The organism is Saccharothrix hoggarensis (genome assembly GCF_042678885.1).
Taxonomy (GTDB): Bacteria; Actinomycetota; Actinomycetes; order Mycobacteriales; family Pseudonocardiaceae; genus Actinosynnema; species Actinosynnema hoggarensis.
Map to the genome: position 1 here is coordinate 74,211 of NZ_JBHTLK010000002.1, position 23,129 is coordinate 97,339.

General features: G+C 70.2%; 22 protein-coding genes and 1 pseudogene. 14 read left to right on the forward strand and 9 right to left on the reverse strand.

The features are described 5' to 3' along the window. The first annotated feature begins 35 nt into the window (after positions 1 to 35). Together ACFQ3T_RS00805 and ACFQ3T_RS00810 are read left to right on the forward strand one after the other, a co-directional pair. The gene (locus ACFQ3T_RS00805) at positions 36 to 1,436 is read left to right on the forward strand and encodes a NucA/NucB deoxyribonuclease domain-containing protein (RefSeq protein WP_380718590.1); all 1,401 of its coding nucleotides are present in this window, start codon (positions 36 to 38) and stop codon (positions 1,434 to 1,436) included. Positions 1,437 to 1,445: 9 nt separating this feature from the next. Then, on the forward strand, positions 1,446 to 1,904 hold the full coding sequence (locus ACFQ3T_RS00810; RefSeq protein ID WP_380718592.1) for a hypothetical protein: 459 nt from the start codon (positions 1,446 to 1,448) through the stop codon (positions 1,902 to 1,904). 16 nt (positions 1,905 to 1,920) lie between these two features. Here ACFQ3T_RS00810 and ACFQ3T_RS00815 read toward each other — a convergent pair whose 3' ends face one another. From ACFQ3T_RS00815 to ACFQ3T_RS00830, 4 genes are all read right to left on the reverse strand, one after another. Beyond that, entirely contained in the window at positions 1,921 to 2,220 is a 300-nt protein-coding gene (locus ACFQ3T_RS00815) for a hypothetical protein (RefSeq protein WP_380718594.1), read from the reverse strand. Between the two features lie 496 nt (positions 2,221 to 2,716). Then, a complete protein-coding gene (locus ACFQ3T_RS00820) occupies positions 2,717 to 3,595 on the reverse strand; it encodes an SAM-dependent methyltransferase (RefSeq protein ID WP_380718596.1) in 879 nt (292 codons plus the stop codon). A 147-nt stretch (positions 3,596 to 3,742) separates the two neighbouring features. Then, positions 3,743 to 4,594, reverse strand: a complete 852-nt coding sequence (locus ACFQ3T_RS00825) for a helix-turn-helix domain-containing protein (RefSeq protein ID WP_380718598.1) — start codon at positions 4,592 to 4,594, stop codon at positions 3,743 to 3,745. A gap of 117 nt (positions 4,595 to 4,711) precedes the next feature. Beyond that, the gene (locus ACFQ3T_RS00830) at positions 4,712 to 4,954 is read right to left on the reverse strand and encodes a DUF397 domain-containing protein (protein ID WP_380718600.1); all 243 of its coding nucleotides are present in this window, start codon (positions 4,952 to 4,954) and stop codon (positions 4,712 to 4,714) included. A gap of 267 nt (positions 4,955 to 5,221) precedes the next feature. Between ACFQ3T_RS00830 and ACFQ3T_RS00835 the strand changes: the two genes are divergently transcribed. Together ACFQ3T_RS00835 and ACFQ3T_RS00840 are read left to right on the forward strand one after the other, a co-directional pair. Then, complete coding sequence (locus tag ACFQ3T_RS00835; RefSeq protein ID WP_380718603.1) at positions 5,222 to 5,722, forward strand: helix-turn-helix domain-containing protein; 501 nt, start codon at positions 5,222 to 5,224, stop codon at positions 5,720 to 5,722. 730 nt (positions 5,723 to 6,452) lie between these two features. Next, positions 6,453 to 7,670, forward strand: a complete 1,218-nt coding sequence (locus tag ACFQ3T_RS00840; RefSeq protein WP_380718605.1) for a nucleotide kinase domain-containing protein — start codon at positions 6,453 to 6,455, stop codon at positions 7,668 to 7,670. 336 nt (positions 7,671 to 8,006) lie between these two features. On the opposite strand, the gene ACFQ3T_RS00845 is transcribed toward ACFQ3T_RS00840, so the two are convergent. The 4 genes from ACFQ3T_RS00845 to ACFQ3T_RS00860 form a co-directional block, all read right to left on the reverse strand. Beyond that, a complete protein-coding gene (locus ACFQ3T_RS00845; RefSeq protein ID WP_380718608.1) occupies positions 8,007 to 8,945 on the reverse strand; it encodes a thymidylate synthase family protein in 939 nt (312 codons plus the stop codon). Between the two features lie 105 nt (positions 8,946 to 9,050). After that, entirely contained in the window at positions 9,051 to 10,040 is a 990-nt protein-coding gene (locus ACFQ3T_RS00850; RefSeq protein ID WP_380718610.1) for an ImmA/IrrE family metallo-endopeptidase, read from the reverse strand. Beyond that, on the reverse strand, positions 10,037 to 10,417 hold the full coding sequence (locus tag ACFQ3T_RS00855; protein ID WP_380718611.1) for a helix-turn-helix domain-containing protein: 381 nt from the start codon (positions 10,415 to 10,417) through the stop codon (positions 10,037 to 10,039). The genes ACFQ3T_RS00850 and ACFQ3T_RS00855 overlap by 4 nt, the downstream gene beginning before the upstream one ends. Before the next feature lie 277 nt (positions 10,418 to 10,694). Continuing rightward, positions 10,695 to 11,087, reverse strand: coding sequence for a hypothetical protein (locus tag ACFQ3T_RS00860; protein WP_380718613.1), 393 nt, complete (start codon positions 11,085 to 11,087; stop codon positions 10,695 to 10,697). Between the two features lie 146 nt (positions 11,088 to 11,233). On the opposite strand from ACFQ3T_RS00860, the gene ACFQ3T_RS00865 reads away from it, so the two are divergent. The 6 genes and pseudogenes from ACFQ3T_RS00865 to ACFQ3T_RS00890 form a co-directional block, all read left to right on the forward strand. Beyond that, complete coding sequence (locus ACFQ3T_RS00865; RefSeq protein WP_380718616.1) at positions 11,234 to 12,334, forward strand: hypothetical protein; 1,101 nt, start codon at positions 11,234 to 11,236, stop codon at positions 12,332 to 12,334. 718 nt (positions 12,335 to 13,052) lie between these two features. Continuing rightward, positions 13,053 to 14,960, forward strand: a complete 1,908-nt coding sequence (locus ACFQ3T_RS00870; RefSeq protein WP_380718618.1) for a DDE-type integrase/transposase/recombinase — start codon at positions 13,053 to 13,055, stop codon at positions 14,958 to 14,960. A gap of 107 nt (positions 14,961 to 15,067) precedes the next feature. Continuing rightward, positions 15,068 to 15,874, forward strand: coding sequence for an AAA family ATPase (locus ACFQ3T_RS00875; RefSeq protein WP_380718620.1), 807 nt, complete (start codon positions 15,068 to 15,070; stop codon positions 15,872 to 15,874). A 116-nt stretch (positions 15,875 to 15,990) separates the two neighbouring features. Next, entirely contained in the window at positions 15,991 to 17,649 is a 1,659-nt protein-coding gene (locus ACFQ3T_RS00880) for a hypothetical protein (protein ID WP_380718622.1), read from the forward strand. A 92-nt stretch (positions 17,650 to 17,741) separates the two neighbouring features. Beyond that, a complete protein-coding gene (locus ACFQ3T_RS00885) occupies positions 17,742 to 18,413 on the forward strand; it encodes a hypothetical protein (RefSeq protein WP_380718624.1) in 672 nt (223 codons plus the stop codon). A 92-nt stretch (positions 18,414 to 18,505) separates the two neighbouring features. Beyond that, positions 18,506 to 18,957 (forward strand): annotated as a pseudogene (locus ACFQ3T_RS00890) (transposase family protein); the annotation flags it as partial. Between the two features lie 928 nt (positions 18,958 to 19,885). Here ACFQ3T_RS00890 and ACFQ3T_RS00895 read toward each other — a convergent pair. Continuing rightward, entirely contained in the window at positions 19,886 to 20,155 is a 270-nt protein-coding gene (locus tag ACFQ3T_RS00895; protein ID WP_380718626.1) for a hypothetical protein, read from the reverse strand. Positions 20,156 to 20,267: 112 nt separating this feature from the next. Between ACFQ3T_RS00895 and ACFQ3T_RS00900 the strand changes: the two genes are divergently transcribed. From ACFQ3T_RS00900 to ACFQ3T_RS00915, 4 genes are all read left to right on the forward strand, one after another. Beyond that, a complete protein-coding gene (locus ACFQ3T_RS00900) occupies positions 20,268 to 20,423 on the forward strand; it encodes a hypothetical protein (RefSeq protein WP_380718628.1) in 156 nt (51 codons plus the stop codon). A gap of 195 nt (positions 20,424 to 20,618) precedes the next feature. Beyond that, positions 20,619 to 22,043, forward strand: a complete 1,425-nt coding sequence (gene rox, locus ACFQ3T_RS00905; RefSeq protein ID WP_380718630.1) for a rifampin monooxygenase — start codon at positions 20,619 to 20,621, stop codon at positions 22,041 to 22,043. Between the two features lie 156 nt (positions 22,044 to 22,199). Beyond that, on the forward strand, positions 22,200 to 22,586 hold the full coding sequence (locus ACFQ3T_RS00910) for a DoxX family protein (protein WP_380718632.1): 387 nt from the start codon (positions 22,200 to 22,202) through the stop codon (positions 22,584 to 22,586). A gap of 89 nt (positions 22,587 to 22,675) precedes the next feature. Continuing rightward, a complete protein-coding gene (locus tag ACFQ3T_RS00915) occupies positions 22,676 to 23,119 on the forward strand; it encodes a helix-turn-helix transcriptional regulator (RefSeq protein ID WP_380718635.1) in 444 nt (147 codons plus the stop codon). The last annotated feature ends 10 nt before the right edge of the window (positions 23,120 to 23,129 follow it).

A 23,129-nucleotide genomic window follows, 5' to 3' on the forward strand; every position in this document is an offset into this window, starting at 1 on the left:
CGAACCGTCGCAGCGACAAGCACCGAAGGTGGAGCATGTATCGCCGTAAGATCCTCTCCCTACTCGCCATACTGGCGTTGGCCACCGTCGTCCCCGCGAGCGACATCGCGGTCGCCACGCCGCCGGAACAGGCCTCGGCGGCCGCGCCTGTCCCGGTCCTGCCCGACGGCAAGGCGACCGACTCCTCCAGACACGATCCGGTGTCATTGACCCTGGGGGATCCGACTACGTCCGAAGCCGAGACCCGGCGCGAAATGGAAGACCTAGCCGCCTCCTTGCCCAAGGGCGAGGCGCTGTACAAACTCTGGCGTGACCGCAAGTACGTCGTCGTCAACGATCCTGCCCGCTACGACGAGAAGACCGGTGAGTCCGCCGAGCCCGTGCCCGTGGACTTCGACGAGTGCGCCGATACAGCCGGGGACAACGCCTTCTGGTTCAGGGACCGGTTCAACCTCTGCATGACGCAGGGGGTGCAGGCAAAGCAGATGGCAGTGGTCAACGGTGTGCCCCAGCAGATCGGCACGGCGTACTTCAAGGCCACGGTCATCGCCACCACCACTCCGGGCTCGCACGAGATTCGTTTCGGCCTCCGCATGCGATTCGACCGCCAGGTGGGGGAAATCGACCCGGCAGGCGTCATGGGTTTCAGGCTGGGTTGCCAGAACGCCGACGCTGCCAGGACGAGCACCTGCCGGGCACACGCCGACGACCCGCAGCTCTCGATCGGCTACCCGATCGCCGACTGGAAGCTCGGGCTGCCGGGACCGTTCTGGTTCACCGTCGCCACCACCACGACGGCGGTGCCCACCTCCGACAAGTACGCGGCCGAACTGCGCGGCTACTTCTCCTATTTGTTTACCGTCTGGGGCCGCTCGGCCGGCCTGCCCGAGGACACCGCCAACCTTCGCTACGAGTTGTTCCGATGCGACTCGGCGACCTACATCCTCTCCTCCTCGCGCTGCGTGTTCCACCATGTCATCTCATCACTGCAGATGAGCGCCTCCCACGACACCATGGGCGAGTCGGCCACCTTCATCCGCGACGCGCAGAACGGCGGACCTATCATCGCACCGGCGAACCCGGGGAAGAAGGTTCCCGGCAGATACCTGGAAAGCGAACTGCACCGCCTGTACAGCGGCTACGACACCAGCAAAAGCATCAAGGCGTCACGACGTAAAGTCCATCGGACCTGCGTCAACTACTTCGGGAGCAACTTCGCCAAAGGCCCGAACGGCAGGACCATGCAATGCGACGAGTACCCGTTCGCCGCGACCTACGAGAATTCCGCGCGGGTCAACCCGGCATCAGTGTGGGACTATGCCGTCCGTCCGGTCGAGGAGTCTCACAACGGATCCGCCGGCGGGCGCTACTCCGCCTGGCTGCGCGAGGACCGGATCCTGGACGGAGACCCCTTCTACGTCATCATCACGCCCTAGCATGACGTTGTGACAGAGCCAGCCCGCTTGTCGGCCGTGGACGACATGGTCGAAGTCGAGTACCACAGATTCACTCTTCAGGTCTTCGACAGCCCGCACACGGCGGCGGCCATTCAGCCGCCCGGCCCGCAGGACTGGCTGGTCGCGGGAGGACCGGGAGGGGTGCTGTTCCACAGCGCCGGCAACGACCACACCGCCGCGGTGAGGCTGGAACTGTGGGCGTCTCCGCCGGTCCGCGAACCGGGTGAGTGGGAGGCGGTGGCCGAGGACGACTTCACCGCCGACTTCGACCGGCTCCTGTTGGCCTCGTTCACCTCAGCTCCGGGGCAACACGTGCTGACACTGCCCGCACCCGGCGCCCACCGGGTGCGGGCCTACGTCCGCGGCCGCACCGCAATCGAGGCGGCCGGACCCGTGTCCTTCGCCGAGGGGATCGAACGGTGGCTGGTACAAATCTGGCCGGCCTGATCGATCCCGCAACCGGTCAGGCCGGCCACGAGCTTCGGCGGCGCCAGAACTCCCATGCCGCCGACAACACCAAGGCCACGACGACGGCCACGACGATCACGAGAGCGGGCTCGACCGGTGGTGTCGGCGTCGGCTCCGGCGTCGGCGACCAGCATTCGTCATCGGTCACGTGCAACGGGCACACCTCGATCTCGAGCGGCCCGTACGCCTCGACCTGCACCGTCGACGGGCGTGGATCGGTGAACACGATCACCGCCACCGCGATGATCAGGAACATTGCCAGCAGGACCGCCGTCCGCCACACGACCCGAGCCATGCCCTCCCCAAACGATCACCAAAGATCGGCCCAATGCGCCGCTACGGACACCCAACACCGTGTCGTACCAGCCCTTGCCACTCACATGCCCAGACCGGCGGCCCGGCGCCTCGACCCGAGCACAGGTGGCACCACCGACCGCGGCCCGCAGATCATCCATCCATACCATCCCCCAACGGGCTGCGTTCCACCACACCGGAAGCGACGCCGCCAACGACCGACCTGGACCGCGTCGGCTACCTGAGCAGCTCCGGCATTACACCCGTTGGTTGGACTTGGGTCGTCCGAGAACACCGCACGCACGACTGGGAAACGTAGGTCCTGCCCTGTCAGCGTCGTGATTGAGGGTCGACGGCCGGCAGTCTGCGCACTCACGCACGAAGAGCGAAGGGATACCCCGATCAAGTAGGAGGTCCTCTCAGCTCGGCAGGCCTCGCGCCGATCATTCCTGTCCGACGGTCCCAAGCCTGACGTCCGGGACGGAATCGGTTGCGGGTCAGGCTTTGCGTGCCAAACCGGTCAGCAGTAATGAGTGTCGCGGCGTGGGGAAACGGGGGGCACTTCGAGCGTCAGAAACGAGGTCCGGGTGCCACAGGGGGCACCAAGTCAGTCCGGGCTCCTGGAGGGTGAAATCGCCGAAGAGTGCTCGGATGCCGTCGGGTGATCGGACCGAAAGTGGGACGCCTGCTCGGCGGTAGTGGTCGGTCACGGCCGCAAGCTCGGCCGCCGTGGGCGGGGGAACTTGGTGGTCGGACAGGTGTGAGATCGCGAGATACGAACCGCTCGGTAACCATCGGCGGTACGCGGCCATGGAATCGACGACGGGATCGTGTCCGGAAGCCCGTGCGAGGTCGGGGGGGTTGAAGTGCAGCACCGCCAGTACCAGCAGTGCGACCGGGCGGCGGGGGTCGATCACTGCGGTGTCCGCGACACGGGTCCACAGTTCGTCGGGGTCGCGTAGGTCGGCTTGCACGGCGGCGTGTCGGCGCTGGTCACCGTCCCGTGCCAGCGCGGCGCGGCAGTGCGCCACGGCCAGCGGGTCCCGGTCGACGTAGACCACGCGAGCAGCGCTGGAGCGCCCCGATTGCCGGGTGCGTGTCGCTGGGTGGACGGGATCGCGGACGAGCCGGTGGATCGCTGCCGCGTCGGGGATGCCCGCGCCGACGTCGATGAACTGACGTACGCCGCGGGCGAGCAGGAACCGGATCACGCGGCGCAGGAGAAGACGTGAGGCGATGTGGACGTCTTGCCAGGAGGGCAGTTCCTGCAGCGCCCGGTCGGCGACACCGCGGTCGATGGTCCAATGTGCCTCGCCGCCGAGCAGGTAGTTCTGGATTCGCGCGGCGCTGGGCCGGCTTGTGTCGACGCTGGTCATGTCGTCCCGCGCCGGGCCGCGCTCGTTGGGGATGGGGTGCTCTGCGGGTGGTCGGGGGTCGGTCACGCCTGTCGTCCTCCGGTCCGGCCGTGACGGCTCTCCGATTGCTCGACGGTAGCGCCGGTCCGGCATGCGCGGCAGACGGCACTAGTCTGACGATTCATCGCACAGATGGTTGCGCAACGTTTCCAGGTGGCGTCGGCTCTCTTCGAGACTCAGGGCCTGTTCGGCCAGCCGTGACCAGGCGTGATCGTGAGCGAGCAGGTCCTTTTCCTTGGTCAGGTAGTCGGCGTTGTTCACTCGTTCGAGGTATACGAAGTCGTCGAGTCCCTCTGGCATGGTGACGATGCTGAAGTCACCGGGCACGAAATTTGTCGCGTAGGTCAGTACCTGCACGGCCAGCTGCGGATGTCGGTCCAGTGTCCGCAGCAGGTGCTCGACCTGGTCGAGGGCGACCCCCGGCCCGCGGCTGCTGCGGATGCGGTGGAACGCCCCCTCGCCGAGGATGTAGTGGTGCTGGGCGTCGGGGTTGGCGGTGAACACCTGACGGCGTTCTTCGCGGTTGCGGACCTGGTCGTCGAGGGCGTCGGGGCCTGCGACGGACAGGAGGGTGAGCATGTTGCGTTCGGACTGCAGTAGCCCGGGAATCGCCTCGGCGTGCCATCCGCGTACATGTACGGCGTGCTGTTCGGACTGCTGGTAGCGGCGGAAGAACGGGGGGATGAGGGCGTGTCGGCCCGACCAGCCTCGCTCGCGCCGGACCATGTCCAGCAGGTCGACCATGCGGGTAGCGGTCGCCTCGTCGATGCCCAGGTGCTTGACGAGCAGGCGCAGGTCGGTGTCCTTGACCACCACTACGCCCGACTCGAGCTTGTTGATCTTTCCTTGGCTGCAGTCGAGGATGGTTGCCACCGCGTGTTGGCTCAGTCCTGCGGCGGTGCGGGCCTCGCGCAGGGCGCGCCCCAGCAACTGTCGCGTCGGACTCACCGGAACGGACATGTGTCCACCCCGTTCCGCCTGGGCGGCCGGGCCATCGGCGGCTCCGACCGGAGCGTCGGCGTGACCGGGCCGGTGTCGCGGTGTCCCGGTGTGCGCGCACACCGGGACACCGCGGGCTCAGGTGTGTCGCCGGGCCACGCGGCGCGTGCCGATGACGAAACGGGCCCAGCTGCGGCCCTGGAACGGCAGCACGACGGACCTGGTGCCGTTTTTTGTGTCACGGACGCCGACGACATCGTGCGGGAGGAACGCGACGGCGACGCAATTGGCCCCGTTCGGGCCGCATCGGCGGGATCGACGCCATTGCGTCGTCCCGTCACGCGTCCGCAATTGTGCGGACAACTCGGAGATGTGCTCCATGAGGGCCCCCGACAGGCTGCGAGCGTGGACAGTGCGATTAATCGTGTCCTACGATTAATCGCGGCGCAATCGGGGGACGGAGCGCTGAGTGTGGATGCCGGGGCGGCTGCTTTCCGTCCGGCGATCGCCTCGATGTTCCGGCTCGCCGCGTCATGATGGGTGTGATCGCGGTGTCCCTGCACCGGACGGACACCAGGCGCACGGTCGACGTCCCCCGGACCTGCGTGGCCGAGGTCGGGCCTGCGGTGCGCCGGAGAGGCCTCGGGGATGAGCGCACAGCGTGACACTGCGGCGTTACGCGGCGGGCGGCGTCGGCAGCTCGCACAGCGATTAGCGGTCGAGTTCGTCACCAGTGGGATGTCCATTCGGCAGCTGGCCGAGGAGATCGGCCGTCGTCCGTGCACGGTGCGGCGCCTGCTGGTGGAGGCGGGGGTGGAGGACTACACGCGATCGTGCCTGGGCCCCTCCGAGGCCGATGTGGCGGCCCGGTTGGCCCAGCGGTACCGCCGCGGTGAGTCCGTCGACGAATTGGCCGATGCCACGGCGATCGATCGCCGCGAGCTGCGACGGTTGCTGCGCGAGGCAGGCGTACGGCTGCCGAGCCGGACACGACGGGCGTCCGACGGGCAGGAGCTCGCCCGCGCGTACCGGGCCGGGGACAGCATCCGGCAGATCGCCGCAGCGCGGGGGCTGGACTACAGCACCGTGCGCGATCGCCTGCTCGCCGCCGGAGTCACCTTGCGTCACCAGGGCTCGACCACCCGCTGACCGGTCGACCACGGTTGGGACGGTCCGGTGCGCCGACCCGTCGCGGATGCCCGCTCGGCGGACCGACGGCGCGGCGACGGCGGCACCTGGCTGCGCGATGCCCATGTCGGCCGGAGGCGACTGCGCCGGTCCGAGGTCCGGCGCGCCCCACAGGCGGGTCGGACACGATGGTGCACATCTGGTCATTTCTCGTCCGAGGTGTGTCGTGTGATGCCGTCGGGTGACCCGACGACGCCGATGGACATCGCGTTCCGGTGAACGGGTCGGGCGGCCCGTCGCGCATCGGGCCACCACCGCGAGGGGTGTCACTATGCCCCTTCAATCTTTGTACGCGCCAGTCCCCATCGGCTGACCGCCGGAATCGGACGCCACAATCACACAATCGGCCGCCTTCGATCCGATTCCTGCTCGTCACAATCCGGAACCGGTTCTAGGCCGTTGTTATGAAGCCCGGATCGTCGGACCGCGCGGATGCCGCAACGCGGCCCGGCGCGGGTGCGCGCCGGGCCATGCGGATCCACCCGATCGGCGTGTATCCGGTGCGATCGGGTGGATCCCCGCACGGGGCCGCGAGGGTGCCGCTGGGACGGTTGCGACGCACATCGTCACGAGGTCGACCAGCGGCCGTCGGATCGCGCGGCATGCCTTCCCCGCCGCCGCCTGAGCCGACGCTAGGTTGTCGGCCATGTCCTCCGCGCCCGCTCGCCCGATCCGACCGCGACGTTCCGCTGTGTCCACAGTGGCCGACGCTCCCCCGGTCATCCCCGGCATGCCGTCCCGACGGCGCGAGGGCGCCGTCCGGCGCACCACGGCGGCCGTGCCGGTCGGTGTCACGGTGGACGGACACAGTGGCCGCGGGCGCTCCGGGGACCGGCCGCGCGCGACGGAAGGACCCGGCACCTCGGACGCGCCGGTAGTAATCGGTGGACGACGCCTGCGGCCCACGGCGGTGTTCGACACCTATTGGCGTTTCGCCGTCGCCCGCCAGCTGCTGTACTTCGACCGGTTCCGAGGCATGCCCGCCGCGCAGCCGGTCGACGCACGGCCCGACGGGCAGGATCCGATCCTGTCCGCCTACCGGTTCACCAACTGCTACCGCGCCTGCGACCGGGTCAGCCAGTTCGCCATCGCTCCGGTGTCCTATCCCGACGGCACCCGGTGGCCGGCCGGATGGGACGAACGGGACGTGGTGTTCCGCGTCCTGCTGTTCAAGATCTTCAACAAGATCGGGACCTGGAGGGCATTGGAGAAGCGGTTGGGCACCATCACGTGGCGGGACTGGCAGACTGAAGCGGCGCGAGCGGTGTTGGACGCGATGTGGGGTCGGGGTGAAAGGCTGTACTCGGCGGCCTACGTCATTCCTCCGCCGCGTCTGGGTGGAACCCGCAAACATGCCGACCATCTGCTGCTGCTGGAGACGCTGATGGCCGACGGGCTGACCGCGCAGGTCACGGCGGCCCGGTCGTTGCGCGAGGTGTTCACCGCGCTGCGGTCCAGGCGCAGCCTCGGCGACTTCCTGGCCTACCAGTTCGCCATCGACCTGAACTACTCCCCGGTCCTGGACTTCTCCGAGAACTCTTTCGTCGCCGCCGGGCCCGGTGCGCGCGACGGCATCCGCAAGTGCTTCGGCCCGGACAGCCGTGGAATCGAGTCGCAGATCATCACGTGGGTCACCGACACTCAGCAAGAGCACTTTGCGCGTCTGGGTCTCAGTTTTCCCGGTCTGGGCGGGCGTCGACTGCACCTGATCGACTGCCAGAACCTGTTCTGCGAGGTCGACAAGTACTCCCGTGTCGCCCACCCGGAGATCGGCGGGCTGTCGGGACGCACCCGGATCAAGCAACACTACCGACCCGACCCGGCTCCCCTGCCCACACCGTGGTTTCCGCCCAAGTGGGGCATCAACGACGCCGTCGCCGCCCAACTGGGCGAACTCGCACGCGACTAGGGACGACATGGTCCGCGTACGGTCGATCCGGCGGTCCGACGCGGTGCAGGACCCGCCGCGCCCGTCCGGCTCGACACGGCCGCGACCACCATCCTCATGACCGGCGACGTACAGGACCGCCTGTCGGCCAAGTCGCCGCCCGTCCGCGCCCGATCAACGAGTACCGGCCTCGGTCGTCCGGTGCGTGCCTCCGGCCGGCGTCCGACGCCGAAGGCTCCGGCGGGAGGTGTCACCCGCGGCCAGGAGCGCACCCCCGCCCTTCCTCGCCACGTCGGCGAAGCCCTTGCGGCCGCGGCCTGTCGGAGTGTGCGCATCAGGCGGAGAGGTCGCGGATGGTCACAGGCCCGGGAGGCGCTGCTGGGTCAACGACTGCAGGGCGGTGGTGAGTTGCCGGACCCCGCCGTCCACCGCGGCCAGGCCGGTGGTGACCGTCAGCGCGCCGACCTGCAGTCCCGCGGCGTCGGCGACGTAGCGCAACAACAGGCCGAGTGACAGGTAGTTGCCGTAGCCGCGTTCGACCAAGTATTGGCTGCGGTACTGCGCCAACGCGTGGACGGTGTTCCCCACCGCCTGGAAGGAGACATGCGACAGGCACGGGAATCCCAGGGGCATCGCGTCGGTGCGGGGGGCGTAGATCGGGGTGTCGATCATGGCGACCGCGGCGCCGTCCGCGGCACTTGCGGGATCGGCGGTTTCCGAGGTCGTCGCCGGCCGCGTGTCGCTCGTCGCGTCGACAGGCTCGTCGGAGCTGGCGGCGTCCATCGTCCCGGGGTCGATGTGCGCGCTGTGTCCGGGCTGTTCGGGGTCGTCGTCCATGAGCATGAATCCGGCTTCGTACAGTGGTGCCGCGCCGGGCTTGCGGGCATGTGACCGCAGGCGGGCGACGATGCGGGCGAGTTGGTCGACCTCGCGGCCGTCGGCGGGGTGCGCGACAAGCCTGCCGAAGTAGGTGCCACGCCCGTTGGCGCGGTGCAGTTTGCGCAGCCGCGGGTAGTGCGTGCGGTAGCGGGCGGCCAGCTCGGCGGGGTCGGCGGCCAGCCGTGCCAGGTGCCGCGGGAACAGGGTGTTGACCACGGTGTCGACCGGCTGCAGGCCGCGTCTGCGCAGCAGGTCGTCCACCACGTGGCGGATCCGGGGGTCCTCGCGGTCGGGATGGGTGATCCGCACGACCAGGTGCAACGCCTTGCGTCCGGGCACGCGCAGGACTGTCTGCACGGCCGACAGCCATGCCTGGCCGCAGTCGGTGCCCGTGATCATCGAGTCGGACAGGTGCATGGTCTCGGCCTTCCCGTGAAGGTGACCGCCGACCCCGACGGGCCGGTGGGCGCGACGCATGCCGCAGCGCGGCGGCGGTGTGGGTGTGGGTGTTCGGCGGTGTGGTCAGTGGTCGCGGGTGCCGGCGAGCAGACGATCCAGCTCGGCCTCGTCGAGTCGGGAGACATCGGGGGGCGGGGTCTCGCGGGGTGGGGTGCGGCGCAGTGGCGTCTGCACCCGCAGTCGCACACCGGCGCCGTCGGGACCGTCGGGGTGGATCTCGACACCGTCGGCGGGGTCGGGCTCCGGGGTGGTGGAACGGGTGCGGGCGGTGAGCGTGATGTGGTGCAGGCCGTGGTGGACGTGTTCGGCGTGTCCGGTGTCGACGAGTTCGTCGGCGGCGGCCACCGCGTGCGCGGGCAGGACGAGCCGGTCGCCGTCGGCGACCACGATGTCGCCCGCGGCGGTGAAGTCGGCCAGCGCCCATACTTCGCCGCGGCCGTCACGGGGTGGTGCGCTCGGGTCGTCGCAGGCGTCCTTGAGCCGTCCGGGCACGGCGCGTTGCAGCCGGCCGCTGTCCTGGTCGGGGATCAGGTGGGCGACGCCGAGGTGCCGTGCGGTGCCGCGGTAGGAGGTGCCCAGCAGCAGCGATACCCGGTAGACCTCGACCGCGGTGGGCGCCCCGGGTCGGACGGCCACCGCGCGCAACGCGCACTGCAGCGCCGCGCGGGGCATGAGCAGCCACGCCGCGAACGCCTCGGCGCAGGACTCGCCGAAGTCCAGGGGCGTGCCGGGCGGGGCGAGCGCGGCGATGTCGGTGTCGTAGCTCGCCCCGTGCCCGAGCGCGTGGTGTCCCAGCTCGTGGGCGCCGGTGTGGCGCTGCCCCGGCAGGGTGAGGCCGCCGTTGAGCCACACCCCGCCGGGGATGCCCAGGTCGGGGTCGGCGGGCATGTAGGCCCCGAACAGTCGATCGGCGGGTTCGGCCTGCACCACCAGACCCTGCGCGCGCAGCAACGCGGGGATGTCGGCCCGCGCCGCGGTGTCCAGCCCGGCGTCGCCGCGCATGCGGGCCGCGGCCATCTGCGCCAGCCGGTGCGCCACGCTCCATTTGCTCATCCGACCCCGTCACCGTCCCGGGGCCGGTCGGCGGTGGTACGTCGAACGTCGTGCTCCACCCGGGCGGTGTGGGCGTGGTGGCGCAGGAACTCGGCGAAGGCGACCAGTTTGGCCCGGTCGTCGGCGGTCATGCCGGCGTGGGCTCTGGTGAGGATCCGCAGCGAGCCCTGGTCCTCGCCCTCGTCGTCCTCGCCCAACAGGTACTCCACCGACCTGCCGTAGACCACCGCCAGTCGTTTCAGCTCCAGGCTGTCGACGCGGCGTTGGCCGCGTTCGATGTCGGAGATCGCCGAGCGAGGGATGCCGGTGCTGGCGGCCACCGCCTGCTGACTCAGGCCCAGCCGGTCGCGGGTGGTGCGCAGCCGTTCGGCGAGCATCCGTTGCTCCAGGTCGCCCGTAGGGTCACCACCCGCCGGAGGGCGACCGCGTCCGCCGCCGGAGCCCGTCGACAGGTGACGGCTGTCGGCGTGTCTGTCTCGACTGACCCCTGGTGCCCGGGAGTCCGGTGCGACCTCGCGGTCGTCCGGCGTGCCCGGTGCCGTGTCCGATTCCATGTGCGTTCCTTACCTCCCTCGGCGCCTGCGCGCCACGGCGCGCAGGGTTCCGCGTGCCCCGGCGGGTGGTCGGACCCGCTCGGAGGCGTTGCGGACGTGGTCACGTGGGTTCCCCCTCCCGCGCGACACCCCGGTCGGGCGTCCCCTCGGCGCCCGTGTCGTCGATTCCGTCACCGTGGGGCGCGGCCGTCCACGCGGTGACCGGTGATGGTCCGTCCGCGTCGCCGGCGTCGAGTTCCTCGCACACCCGCCGCGCGAAGCTCCCGATCGCGCGCATGTCCCGCGCGGTGGCCAGCTCCAGCGGCAGGCGCACGCCGAAGTGCTCCTCGACCGTGGTCATCAGCTCCACGAGCACCACCGAGTCGTAGGGCATCTCCGCCCCGTCGGCGAGCAGCCGTTCCCGGAGCTCGTCGACCTCGCACTGCTCCAGCAGCGCCAGACGCTCGAGGATGAAGTCCTCCACACGCGAGCGTCGTGAGTCCGGATCGCTCACCGACCACCCTTCCGTGTCGTGGTTGCCGACAACGCTTGTCTCATGATACCACAGGAGTGGCAAAAGTCGACAGGCTTTGCCGATTAATCCGACGATCATGGGTGGCCCCGACCGCCCCGATCGCTAAGCCAACTGGAGACCAGTTCATGGCATCCGACGAGCACCCCGACGCGACGGCCATCCCCCGAGAGTGCCGCGTCACGAGCGCTTCACCGCACGTCGACGGCGAGCGACGAGCAGTGGAGGCGGAGGCCCCCCACGGGCACCGGGCCGCCGACGGTTCGGCGACACCGGAGACCGCGCCGTCCGACCGGAGCGGGTCCTCGCCGCATCGCGGCGAACTCGACCGGCACGAGCCGGACCGGCAGACGACCGGAACTCCGTCGACGTCCGGATCCGCGCCGTCAAGCCCGGGCGGCAATCGGCGACCGGGCGGTGGGCGGTCGGCCTCCGATCGTCGCCCACCCGCCCACCGCGCGGTCGGCGCCGTCCCGCGGGCAAGGACGTGGGACGGCGAGCGGTCCTCGGCGCGGTTCGACGCCCGCTTCCCCGCCGCGGAGCGGCTGCCCGACCGGGTCGACTACCTTTTCCGCACCGGACCGCGCGAACGCGACGGCGTGCCGGTCACCACGATCAGCATCGACGGCACGCCGATCGGCGACCCGCTGACCGACGCCTGTCGAATCCCCGACGGCTACCGGCTGCACGACGCGTTCCACCTCGCCTACGCGACCGTGCTGGGCTGGTCGCCGGTCACCCGCGCGTTGCTGGACCGCAAACGTCGCAGCGACCCCGCCACCGACGAGAACGAGGACGGCGGCCGCGCGGTCGCCGTCGAGGAGGGCATCGCCGCCCTGGTCTTCGGCCACGCCTCCCACCGCGGCTACCTGGAAGGCCACGACCGGATCGAACCCGCCCTGCTGCACCACATCCGGGAATTCGTCACCGGATTCGAGGTCACCGCGATCGACGAGCACGAGTGGGAACAGGCCATCCTCGCCGGCTTCGGCATCTGGCACCTGCTGCGCGACCACGGTGGCCAGGGCCTGGTCCGGGCGGACCTGCGGGCCCGCCGCATGACCTACCTGCCCGTCTCCGGGCTGGTGACCACGTCCGTGACCGCTCCCCGTACCGCCGACGGCACGGTCCCCCTGCGCCGGGCCCACCACACCGGTCACCGCGGTCGGAACCCGCTGCGGCACACCCTGCGGCGCACCGGCACCGACCACAGGTTGCACGGCGCATGACCGAGGGCCGGCCTGCCGGATGTCTCGCGATCCGCCCGCGAGCCCGGTGGGCCGGCCAGCCCGGTCTGCCGGCCGCAGCCCGAATCTGCCCACCATGAACGAAAGTTCGACGACACCCCCACGCGGACCACGCTCGCGGACCCCGTCACGCGGTGACACGCAACGGAAGCGATCACGGTGGGGGCGGCGTCACCGGCACTTTCGAACCACTCGCCTGCACGGTGCCGTCACTGTGCGGGACGACTGTCGAGCCCCGGACTCCGACACCGGTCACCGATGGGGGCGTCTGATCCGTCTGCAGCGCGAGGGTGCACGGGGACGTGCCTTGATCGGGATGACCGCGCCGTCAGCCGGGACACGATGACCGACGCGCTCACCGGTTCCGCGGCGACCGTCGCGCCGTTCGGGTCACAGGGGTTGACGCCCAACGGCCTGCTCGGTTCGCTCGGAAGCACCACCGCAGGGAAGCCGTCACCGGAGATCGAGGATTGCGGAGGACCGGACCATGGGCACCCGTGACATCGGAACGGCCACGCCCGGCGCGGCCTGGTCTCATACCTCCGTCGGCGAACGCGGGGTCTCCGGTGCGGAACACCCGGTGGCGGAGGTTTCGCCCACGACGGCACCGGATGGTGTGCAGCCGCAGGCCGGTGACAACCTAACGCTGGAGCGAGGCCGACAGAACACACACGTCAGGGGTGAGTCCAGGGCGCGGGTCGTGGCGCGGTTACTGGGATTGCGCGAGCGTGGCGTGTTGTCGCGAGCGGAGGTGCGCGCAGCGGCCGCGGCCGTGAGGGTCAGCGAGCGGACCGTGGATCGATGGCTGGCCAAGGGCCGCGACTACACACGGCCGATGCCGGCCAGCCGGTTCCTGCTCGACGAGACCGACATGTGGGCGTTCGAGTACTACGCGGGCCAGGTATCGGCGGTGCACCGGGCCCGCAGCGCCGCGGTCGCCGGCCGCGACCGCATCGACAGCGGGGTGCCGATCCCCACCTTCCTACTGGCCGGATGGCGCGGAGCACGGCCGGTGGCCGAACGCACGCTGTACGCGGCGTTCGACAGGGAACTCTCGCCTGCCGAACGGGCCTTCTGGACCGGTGGCGACACGGCACGCGATGCGCTGCGCGTGTACCGACGACGGGTGGCGGGTCACCGCAACGAGATCTGGCAGACCGACCATGCGCAGCTGAAGATCCTCGTGTTGCCCCGACGGGGAGCACCGGTGCACCCCTGGCTCACCTCGATCATCGATGCCTACAGCCGCGTGCAGCTGGGATGGGTACTGTCGGAGAGAAGGCCGACCGCGCAGACCGTCCTCGCGGCACTGCGCGACGCCATCCTCCGCGACCCGGCACGCGGCGACCACGGCGGCGTACCACAGTTCCTGGAATGCGACCGCGGCAGCGAGTTCACCTCGGACCCGGTACACCGCTTCGCGGCCGGCCTGGGCATCAGGATCGTGCACTCGCCTCCGCGCCGCCCGCACTACCACGGACGGATCGAACGTTGGCACGACACCGTGACGCGGATGCTGCTCGTGCACCTGCCCGGCTACACCCGCGGCCCGCGGGACCGGCACGGCAGACTCTGCGCCCCGATCCGCGACGACATCGCCTGGATTACCGCCCACCCCACCGCCGAGGACGTGGCTCGACACCACGGCGACCACCACGACCTCGCCCAGACGACGAACGGCCTCGCCCACGCCCCGGAAACGGTCGACTCGGACTCGACGGAGGCCACGGTCGCCACGGCCGTGGCCCCGATGCTGACCTGGAAGGCCTTCGTCGACCAATACACCCGCTGGGTGCACTGGTACAACACCGCCCACCGTCACGGCGGACTCGCAGGACGCTCCCCCTTACGCGCGTGGCGGGCCGACCCCACTCCGCTCATGACGATCGCGCCGGAACTGCTGCGGGATCTGCTGCTCGGCCCGGAGCGCCGGGTGATCGGCAAGTCCGGCATCCGCAACGACAATCTGCACTACAGCGCCGAAGTGCTGGACAACGCCGTCGGCCGTACGGTGCAGATCCGCTACGCACCCCACGACGACCGTTTCGTCGAGGTATACGACCGCAACGGCGTCCACCTGGCCACCGCGACCCCCAGCGAGACGCTCACCGTGCCCGAGGCCCGTGCGCGTGACGCGGCGCGCGGACGCGACACCGCGAACCTGTTGGCCCGCCGCCGAGCCGCCATCGCCCGCGCCCGTCGCCGAGACGAACCGGTCGGCCCTCCCGCCCTGCAGCCCATGCCCGTCCCGCCGCAGCCCGCGAGCACCACACCGACAGCGTCGAGCAAGGAGGACATCGGCAACACCGAGGCCGGCACCGTCGGCACACACGACATCGTCGTCCTTCCGCCGGAGCCCCTACCCGTGCTGCCCGCGACCGCAGGACAACCTCCGCCTCGCCCCGTAGTCCCGGCTACCCCGGCACCGACTTCCCCGGTGCCGACTTCCCCGGTGCCGACCACTGCGGATCCGGACGCAGAGCCCGCCGAACGCCGTCCCGTGCGTCGGACGCGGTTGTCGAGGCCGGTCCCGTTCTTCGTCGTGCCCGAACCCGATGCGGACCTCGACGATCCGCCGACGGTACGAGTGCTCGACGACGCCGGCTGAAGGACGAAACGACACCTGCCGACAACGAATCACCCGGTAGGCGCACACAGGGACCGCCCGACCCACAGGGACCACGGACGGCCGCGGACTTCGAACCGGGAGGTGGGATGCCCGAGCACTATCTACGACTGAGCGGCGCGCAGATGCTGGCCACGGAAGCGTTCCAGTGGGTCGGCGCCGACATCGACGACCTCGTCAGACACTTCGCGATGGGCATCGTGCACGGCCAGGCCGGACTGGGCAAGACCTTCGCCGTGCAGGCGGCCCTGGAGCGCCTGACCGCCACCGGCTCTGCGTCCCTGCCCGAGCCGGGCACCGCTACGCCGCGGAGCCGGACGCCCGCCAAGGACGCGGTGCGAGTGGTGCAACTGGTGTTTCCGCACCGACCGAACGACCTGCGGGTGGCACAGGAGGTGGCCAGGTCGTTGACCGGCTCCATCCCGACCGGCGTCAACCGGTTCGGCATACAGGAACAGGCCCTCGAGCAGCTGTCCGGCGCCCCGTACCTGATGGTCGTCGACGAGGCACAGCGCTTGACCAGGCACGCCATGGAGGTGCTGCGCTACCTCTACGACCACACCGCGACCCGGCTGGCCGTGCTGTTCGTCGGCGGGGACGGCTGCTGGGAGACCATCTCCCGCTCCCAGACCCTGGTCTCACGCATGTTGCGACGACGCCAGTTCCACCCGCTGCCCGGACGTCAGGTACCGGCCATGATGCGCCACTACCACCCGTTGTACTCCGAAGCGAAACCGGAACTGCTGGCCGCGGTGGACACCGAGTTCGCCCACGGCAACTGGCGCAACTGGGTGTCGTTCACCGCCACCGCCGCCGACCTCGCCCACGCCGAGGGCCGCGTCACCCTCGACCGTGAACTGGTCGCCGCCGGCTACCGGGTCCTCGGCCGCAGCTGATCCACCCCGCGCGGCCGGCCGGTGCCGACACCGCAAACCCCAAGGCCGCCAGGGGATCGTCGCCGTCAGCGCGATCGACGGCGTCCAGCCCGTACACGACGAAGACGGGAGTCCTCATGTCCGGCGGCACGACGGTCGACCTCCACCGCGACCCGGAATTCGACGGCCCGCAGGCCGTGGCGTGGCAACTGCTCAACCCCTCCGACGACCCCGCCGTGTGCGCGGCACTGACCACGCCCGCGGCCCGGGCACGCCGCATCCTGCTGGTACGCATCCGCCCCGCCACCGTGCACCGGGTCCACTTGGCCTACGACACGTTGCGGGCCATCGGCGTCACGATGCGCGACGTGGAATCGCAGTCCGTCGAACCCGACGAACTACCCCGCCGTACGCTGTACCGGCTGTGCGGACTGCGCGTGGCGGTGCTCGCCCTGGACTGCCCCCACTCCCTCAACCAGGCCACCCTCGACCTCGCCCGCTCATGGTGCGACCACCTCGGAGCCCGCTTGGTCCTGATCAGCACCGCCCCGATCGCCCGACCCGCCCTCACCACCAGTCTGGATGACCTGTTGGACGGCGGCCCGCCACGACACCCACCCACTCCCGCATACGGCGCCGACGGACCACCGGACCCGACCGGCTCCCGCTTTCCGGACGACGACGCACCGGGAACCGGCCTGCGGCCCGCACCGGCACAGTGGTCCTGGGGCGACGACGGATGGGGCAGGCGGCGACCCGGCCCCGACTGGGACGGAGCCGGCAGGGACATCGACCCGATGTCCCTGCCGGTCGACGACTTCCCCACCTTCCGCGCGGCGTGCGCGCGACTGCCTCACCGCCAGGCCCTCGACCACGTCTACACCACCGCCTACACCGCCTGCGCGACGGAACTGGCCCTCCCGCACGACGCGCGGATACAGGACAGGATCTGCACCGCGTTGTTCCACGGCCTGACCCTGCACGACCCGCCGCTGGCCGTACGGATGATCACCCTGCGCGCGATCCAGGCTGCGGCGTTCACCCACACCGGACACTGGATCGGCCACGACCCCACCGCCTACGCACGACCACGACCGGAATCCCTTCCCGGCAACCTGGTGCCCCGTCACTACCTGGGGACCCTGCAGCCGGTGCTCGACCCGTTAGTCGCGGTCGCCAACCTGCTGTGGGGCTACCTCGAGACGGACTGCGACGGACTGGTCATGCTCCGCGACCACCACCTGATCACGGAGGACCTTTCCCCGGTCGTGTCCGTCCACCCGGACACCGACCTCGACGACGACGCGACTCCCCCGGCCGCCACCACGGGCGCCGGCGGACCCGTCACCGCACCCGCCCTGGTGTTCGGGACGACGATCCTTCAACTGCCACCCTGGAGCCTGCCGCTGCTGCGCGCCTACCGCTGTCAACGCGACCACCACCGCAACCGACAGCCCGTCGTCGACCCCCCGCTGTTCGTGCGCGACCGCGCGATGCTGTCTCACGAGGTGTTTTCACAGGCCATCTACAACGGACCACCGTTCGACATCGCCGAAGACCTGCGGTTCGCCGATGTGGAGGGCACCCATATCGTCACACGCGGCACCAGCGGGGAGCGCGAGCGCAGACGCGGCATCGCCTACCGGGGCATGCATCCGCTGCTGTTCTGGATCGTCAGGCGGGGCCTGACCGTGCGGGACATACGCCCCGACCCGGTGTACCCGTCCACGACACCGGGGACACCGCCGTCGCATCCTGCAGAATCCGGATCCGATCCCGGCGGTGAGACATCGTGACCGACGCTTACCCACCCTGCCCGCGGTGCGGGCAACACCAGTGCCCCGGACCGGTGGGTCATGCCCTGCACACCGCACTGCTGAGGTTGCCCATGCCCCGGCGGGAACTGGCCGACCTGCTCAACACCACCACCGACGATCTGCCCACCGAGACGACCACGGCATGGCGCATGATCAACCTGATCACACGCCTGCCCACCAGGACGATGCTGCTTCTGGCGACCCTGACCCGAATCGACGCGCCCACCATCGCCTCGGTCCTGCAAAGCCCCCGATCCCCGTGGCACACCACACCCGACACCGACGTCGCCGACCTGACCGCACTGCTCCTGCGTCACCACCCGACCGCGATGTCCACCGACACCGTGGCCGAACAGGCACGATGGCCGGTCCCGCGAGTACAGGCCGCAGCCATCCGACTCCACGACAATCCGCCCCCCGGCGTAGCCCTGCACATCGAGGGCGACACGTTGGCCCTGCGCCCCGAACCGCGATACCTGCGCGACCCGACCGCTCGGGGTAGCACGACGGAGGCCGACGCCCCCTCCCCAGAGCAGGTCCCGTCGACAGTCGCCGTCGACCACGACATCGCCCGCGACCTCTACCTGCTCCTCACCGACCCCACCACACGGATCCCCGCCGAACGGGTCGCGGCGCTGCGTGCGGCAGGAATCCTCACCCCCGATGACCATCCCCGCCCCGCTGCCGATGTCCGATACTCACTGCAATGGTGGGACCAGCCGCATCGCACGGCGCCCGGCTGACCGGCCGATCCCCGCTTCTCTGAACCAGGGATCGTCAGCACGTCCGGCTCCTGGCCGACCCGGCAGGCCGACTGCTCCGGACCTCGCCCGCACTGCTGGTGTACCTGCGCGAGGGCGAGGCTTTCGCCGAGGTCGGCGCCGGGTTCGGAGTGTCGACAGGACGTGTTGGCGCCATGTCAACGAAACCGTCGGATTGCCCGCAGGGTGGGGCTCCGGAGCTGTGGATGGGTTGCGGTCGGCCAAGTGGTGAGGTCTGGCCGGACGTGGTCGTCGACGGCACGCCGAGCCCGATCGACCGGGTCGTCGCGGACCGGCCCTTCTACTCGGGCAAGCACCGGATGCACGAGGTGAACCTGCGGGTGATCGCCTGGACGCTGACCGGGTCCAGGCCCGCCTGCGCGGACCCGGCGAACGCGCCGACCCCCAACTCAAGACCTGGCGCATCCTTCGCGCGCTCCGCCGCTGCCCCTACCGCACCGGCCGACTGGCCAAAGCCATCCATGTCCTACAGAACTATTCCGCCTCGTTCGAATCTATGGGCTGAACGCAACTCGCATCGGACCCGACAATACGGTTGCCGGACCCGCGAAACTCGCCGACAGATTCAAGCGGAAAGCTTGCTTGCGCTGCGATGCATCGCCAACTTTTCCATGCAGGTGCACATAGGCGCCGTGCAGTACCCGGCGAACTTTGCCGGCGACTCTCGACTCGAATCGGTGAATTGATCGCCGACCTGGTGGCAAGCAGGTCGGCGATGGCGTCAGGGCTCGCCGCAGTGGCATCAGAAGGACGAAAATGTACAATCGGTGACGAACACTGCAAACTGCGGAGCGGATCATGAACCGATGAACATGCAGGTCAGACACCCTGCGCTGAGCGCCGCAACGCCAGGGGAGACACTTTACATGCGACATCAAGACAGGTTGCCAGCAACAGCGAAGGCATTATGATTGCAGCTCACACCGGCCGGGTGCAGCCTGGGTAGTTGCAGGTCGTCGCGGGGTTCTCGGTCGTCGTCACGGCGATACCGTAGCAGAGTTTCGTTGCTTCAAACGTTAATGGCTACAACGCAACGCTATAGCGTGCCGGGAAGATGACTTCCGATAAGTGAACCTTATCGGAAGTCAGCCTCGGACCGGTTTCCGTGGCGAGTCCCGGTACGCAGACCGCCGAGGACGCCGGGCAGGACGCGTTCCTACGTCGGCAGGCCGCCGACCGGCATCGGATCGAGGTGCTGGAGACGTGCCTGACCAAGGTCGTCACCAACCTGTGCCTCGACCGGCTCCACTCGGCCCCGGCCGTGAGCGGACGATCGGCGCGTGGCTGCCCGAACCGCTCCTCGACGGCGACCCGCTGCTCGACCCGGCCGACACCGTCGAGCAGCGCGAATCGGTCACGCTGGCGGTGCTGACCTTGATGGAGCGCCCGTCCCCCGTCGAACGGGACGTCTACCTGCTGCGCGAGGTGTTCTCCTACGCCACGCCGAGATCGCCGACAACCTCGACGTCACCAAGTCCGCGAGCCGGCAGCACCTCCACCGGGCACGGCGCCGCGTCACCGCCGAGCGCCGTCGCCGCGTGGTCGACCCGGAAAACGCCCGCCGGATCGTCGAGGAATTTCTCACCGCGGCTTCTTCGGGCCGCACGGAACGGTTGGTGGCGTTGCTGACCGACGACGCGATCGCGATCTCGGACGGTGCCGGTCTGGCCGAGACGCTGCTGCGGTACGACACCCCGCAGCACATTGCCGCCATTGCCCGGGCCGGTTTCAAGCCCTCACCCGCGAAACGGCGATTCGCCGGCGGCACCCGCCGTCCACTACGCGCTTGTCAACGGCGCTCCGGCGATCCTGTTCGTGCCGGGCGACCGGGTCGTCGGCGCCGTGACGTTCGACCTCGCCAACGGCAGGATCGTGACCGTGCGCGGTATCGCCGCACCCTCCCGGCTGGTCCGCCTCACCGAGGCCTGGCGGCGGCACGAACCCGGCGCGCCGCTCATCGCCGAGGGGTGACCGACGTCGGCCGGGCACAAAAAAGGGCAAGGAGACTTTTCCTTGCCACTCTCAACTTATAGCGCACAGGGGGTCTTGCCGCAAGACCCCGGTTGTGCTGCACACTCTGCGGCCGCGGCCGGAACCTGCGGAAATGAGCGATGTTCACGCGTCGGTCGGGCCGGTCGAAATGGGACGTGGGAATTGGGGGGTTTCGTGGTTGACGTGATCGTGGCCGGTGGCGGGCCGACCGGCGTGATGGTGGCGTCCGAGTTGCGGTTGCACGGCGTGGACGTGGTGGTGCTCGACAAGGAGCCGGAGCCGACGAAGGTCGTCCGGTCGCTCGGCCTGCACGTGCGCAGCATCGAGGTGATGGACCAGCGCGGCCTGCTGGACCGGTTCCTCGCGCACGGGCAGCAGTACCCGGTGGGCGGGTTCTTCGCCGGCATCACCAAGCCGTCGCCGGACCTGGACACCACGTACCCGTTCGTCCTGGGCATCCCGCAGACCACGACGGATCGCCTGCTGACCGAGCACGCCGCCGAACTCGGCGTGGAAGTCCGGCGCGGGCGCGAGGTGGTCGGGCTGAGCCAGGACGACGACGGCGTGACCACCGAGCTGGCGGACGGCACGCGGCTGCGCGCGCGGTACCTCGTGGGCTGCGACGGCGGCCGCAGCACGGTCCGCAAGCTGCTCGGCATCGGCTTCCCCGGTGAGCCGAGCAAAGCCGACACGCTGCTGGCCGAGGTGGAGTTGACCGCGTCGCCGGAGACGGTGGCCGCCGTGGTGGCCGAGGTCCGCAAGACCCAGCTCCGGTTCGGCGTCGGGCCGCACGGCGACGGCGGGTACCGGCTGGTCGTGCCCGCCGAGGGGGTGGCCGAGGACCGCACCGTCCCGCCGACCCTGGACGAGGTGAAGCGGCAGTTGCGGCTGGTCGCGGGCACGGACTTCGGCGTGCACTCGCCGCGGTGGCTCTCCCGCTTCGGCGACGCGACGCGGCTGGCCGAGCGGTACCGGGACGGGCGGGTGCTGTTGGCGGGCGACGCGGCGCACATCCACCCGCCCGTCGGCGGGCAGGGGCTCAACCTGGGCATCCAGGACGCGTTCAACCTGGGCTGGAAGCTGGCCGCCGAGGTCAACGGCTGGGCGCCGGAAGGGCTGCTGGACAGCTACGAGTCCGAGCGGCGGCCGGTCGCGGCCGACGTGCTGGAGAACACCCGCGCGCAGATGCAGCTGATGTCCACCGAGCCGGGTCCGCGGGCGGTGCGCCGGCTGGTGTCGGAGCTGATGGACTTCGAGGAGGTCAACCGGTACCTGACCGAGAAGATCACCGCGACGGGCATCCGCTACGACCTGGGCGGCGGGCACGAACTGGTCGGCCGGCGGATGCGGGACGTGGCGCTGGAGCGGGGACGGCTGTACGAGGTGATGCGCGGTGGGCGCGGGGTGCTGCTCGACCGGACCGGGCGGCTCTCGGTGGCGGGTTGGGCGGACCGGGTCGACCACGTGGTGGAGGTCGGTGGGGAGCTGGACGTGCCCGCGGTGCTGCTGCGGCCGGACGGCCACGTGGCGTGGGTCGGGGAGGACCAGTCGGACCTGGTCGGCCGATTGTCCCGGTGGTTCGGCGCCGCCGGGTCGTGACGCCCGCAGCGCTCGGGTGGGAGAGACCGGCGTCACGCCGGTCCGCTGTCACAGGGGGTCGGGCGGCGGTGTCTTGGGGCGAACGACCGTCCCGGCCGGTTCGTCCGACTCGGCGTCGACCGGCCGGTCTCCCCTACCACCCCGCGAGGAACCGTCATGAACGTCGCTCTGTGGATCGTTGCCGGACTGCTCTCCGTCGTCTACCTGGTCGGCGGCGTCGGCAAGGTGGTCGTGTCGAAGGAGCGGATCGCCGCCGCCGGTCACGCCGGGGCGTGGGTGGAGGACTTCAGCGCCGGCAGCGTGAAGGCGATCGGGGCGCTCGAGTTCCTGGCGGCGGTGGGTCTGATCCTGCCCGCGGTGCTCGGCATCGCGCCGGTGCTGGTGCCGTTGGCCGCCCTCGGCCTGGTGGTGATCATGGCCGCCGCGGCGGTCACGCGCTACCGCCGCGGCGAGATCAAGCTGATGGTGCTGGACCTGGGCTACCTGGCGCTGGCCGCCTTCGTGGCGTGGGGCCGCTTCGGTCCGGAGGCGTTCGTCGGCTGAGGCGGCTGACCCGGCCGACGCCGGCGGGCACCGGCGTGCGCGTGCGTCGCGGCCGGCTCGGCGCGGCGGCGTGTGGCACGATCCCGCACGTGACCAGCAGATCGGCGGAAGCGGAGTACCTGCGCGACCTCGCGCGGCTGCGTCGGGTCCGTGACCGGATGGACCGGGAGTACGCGCAGCCGCTGGACGTCGAGGCGCTCGCCCGCGGTGTGAACATGTCGGCCGGGCACCTCAGCCGCCAGTTCCGCCGCGCTTACGGCGAGTCACCGTACTCGTACCTGATGACGCGGCGGATCGAGCGGGCGATGGCGCTGCTGCGCCAGGGAGACCTGAGCGTCACCGAGGTGTGCTTCAAGGTCGGCTGCTCGTCGTTGGGCACCTTCAGCACGCGGTTCACCGAGCTGGTCGGCGTGCCGCCGAGCGTCTACCGGCGTGAGGCGGCACGCGCGACGGCGGGGATGCCGTCGTGCGTGGTCAAGCAGGTGACGAGGCCGATCAGGAATCGAGAAGCGTCGTCACCGAGCGCGACCTAGCGTGATGGCC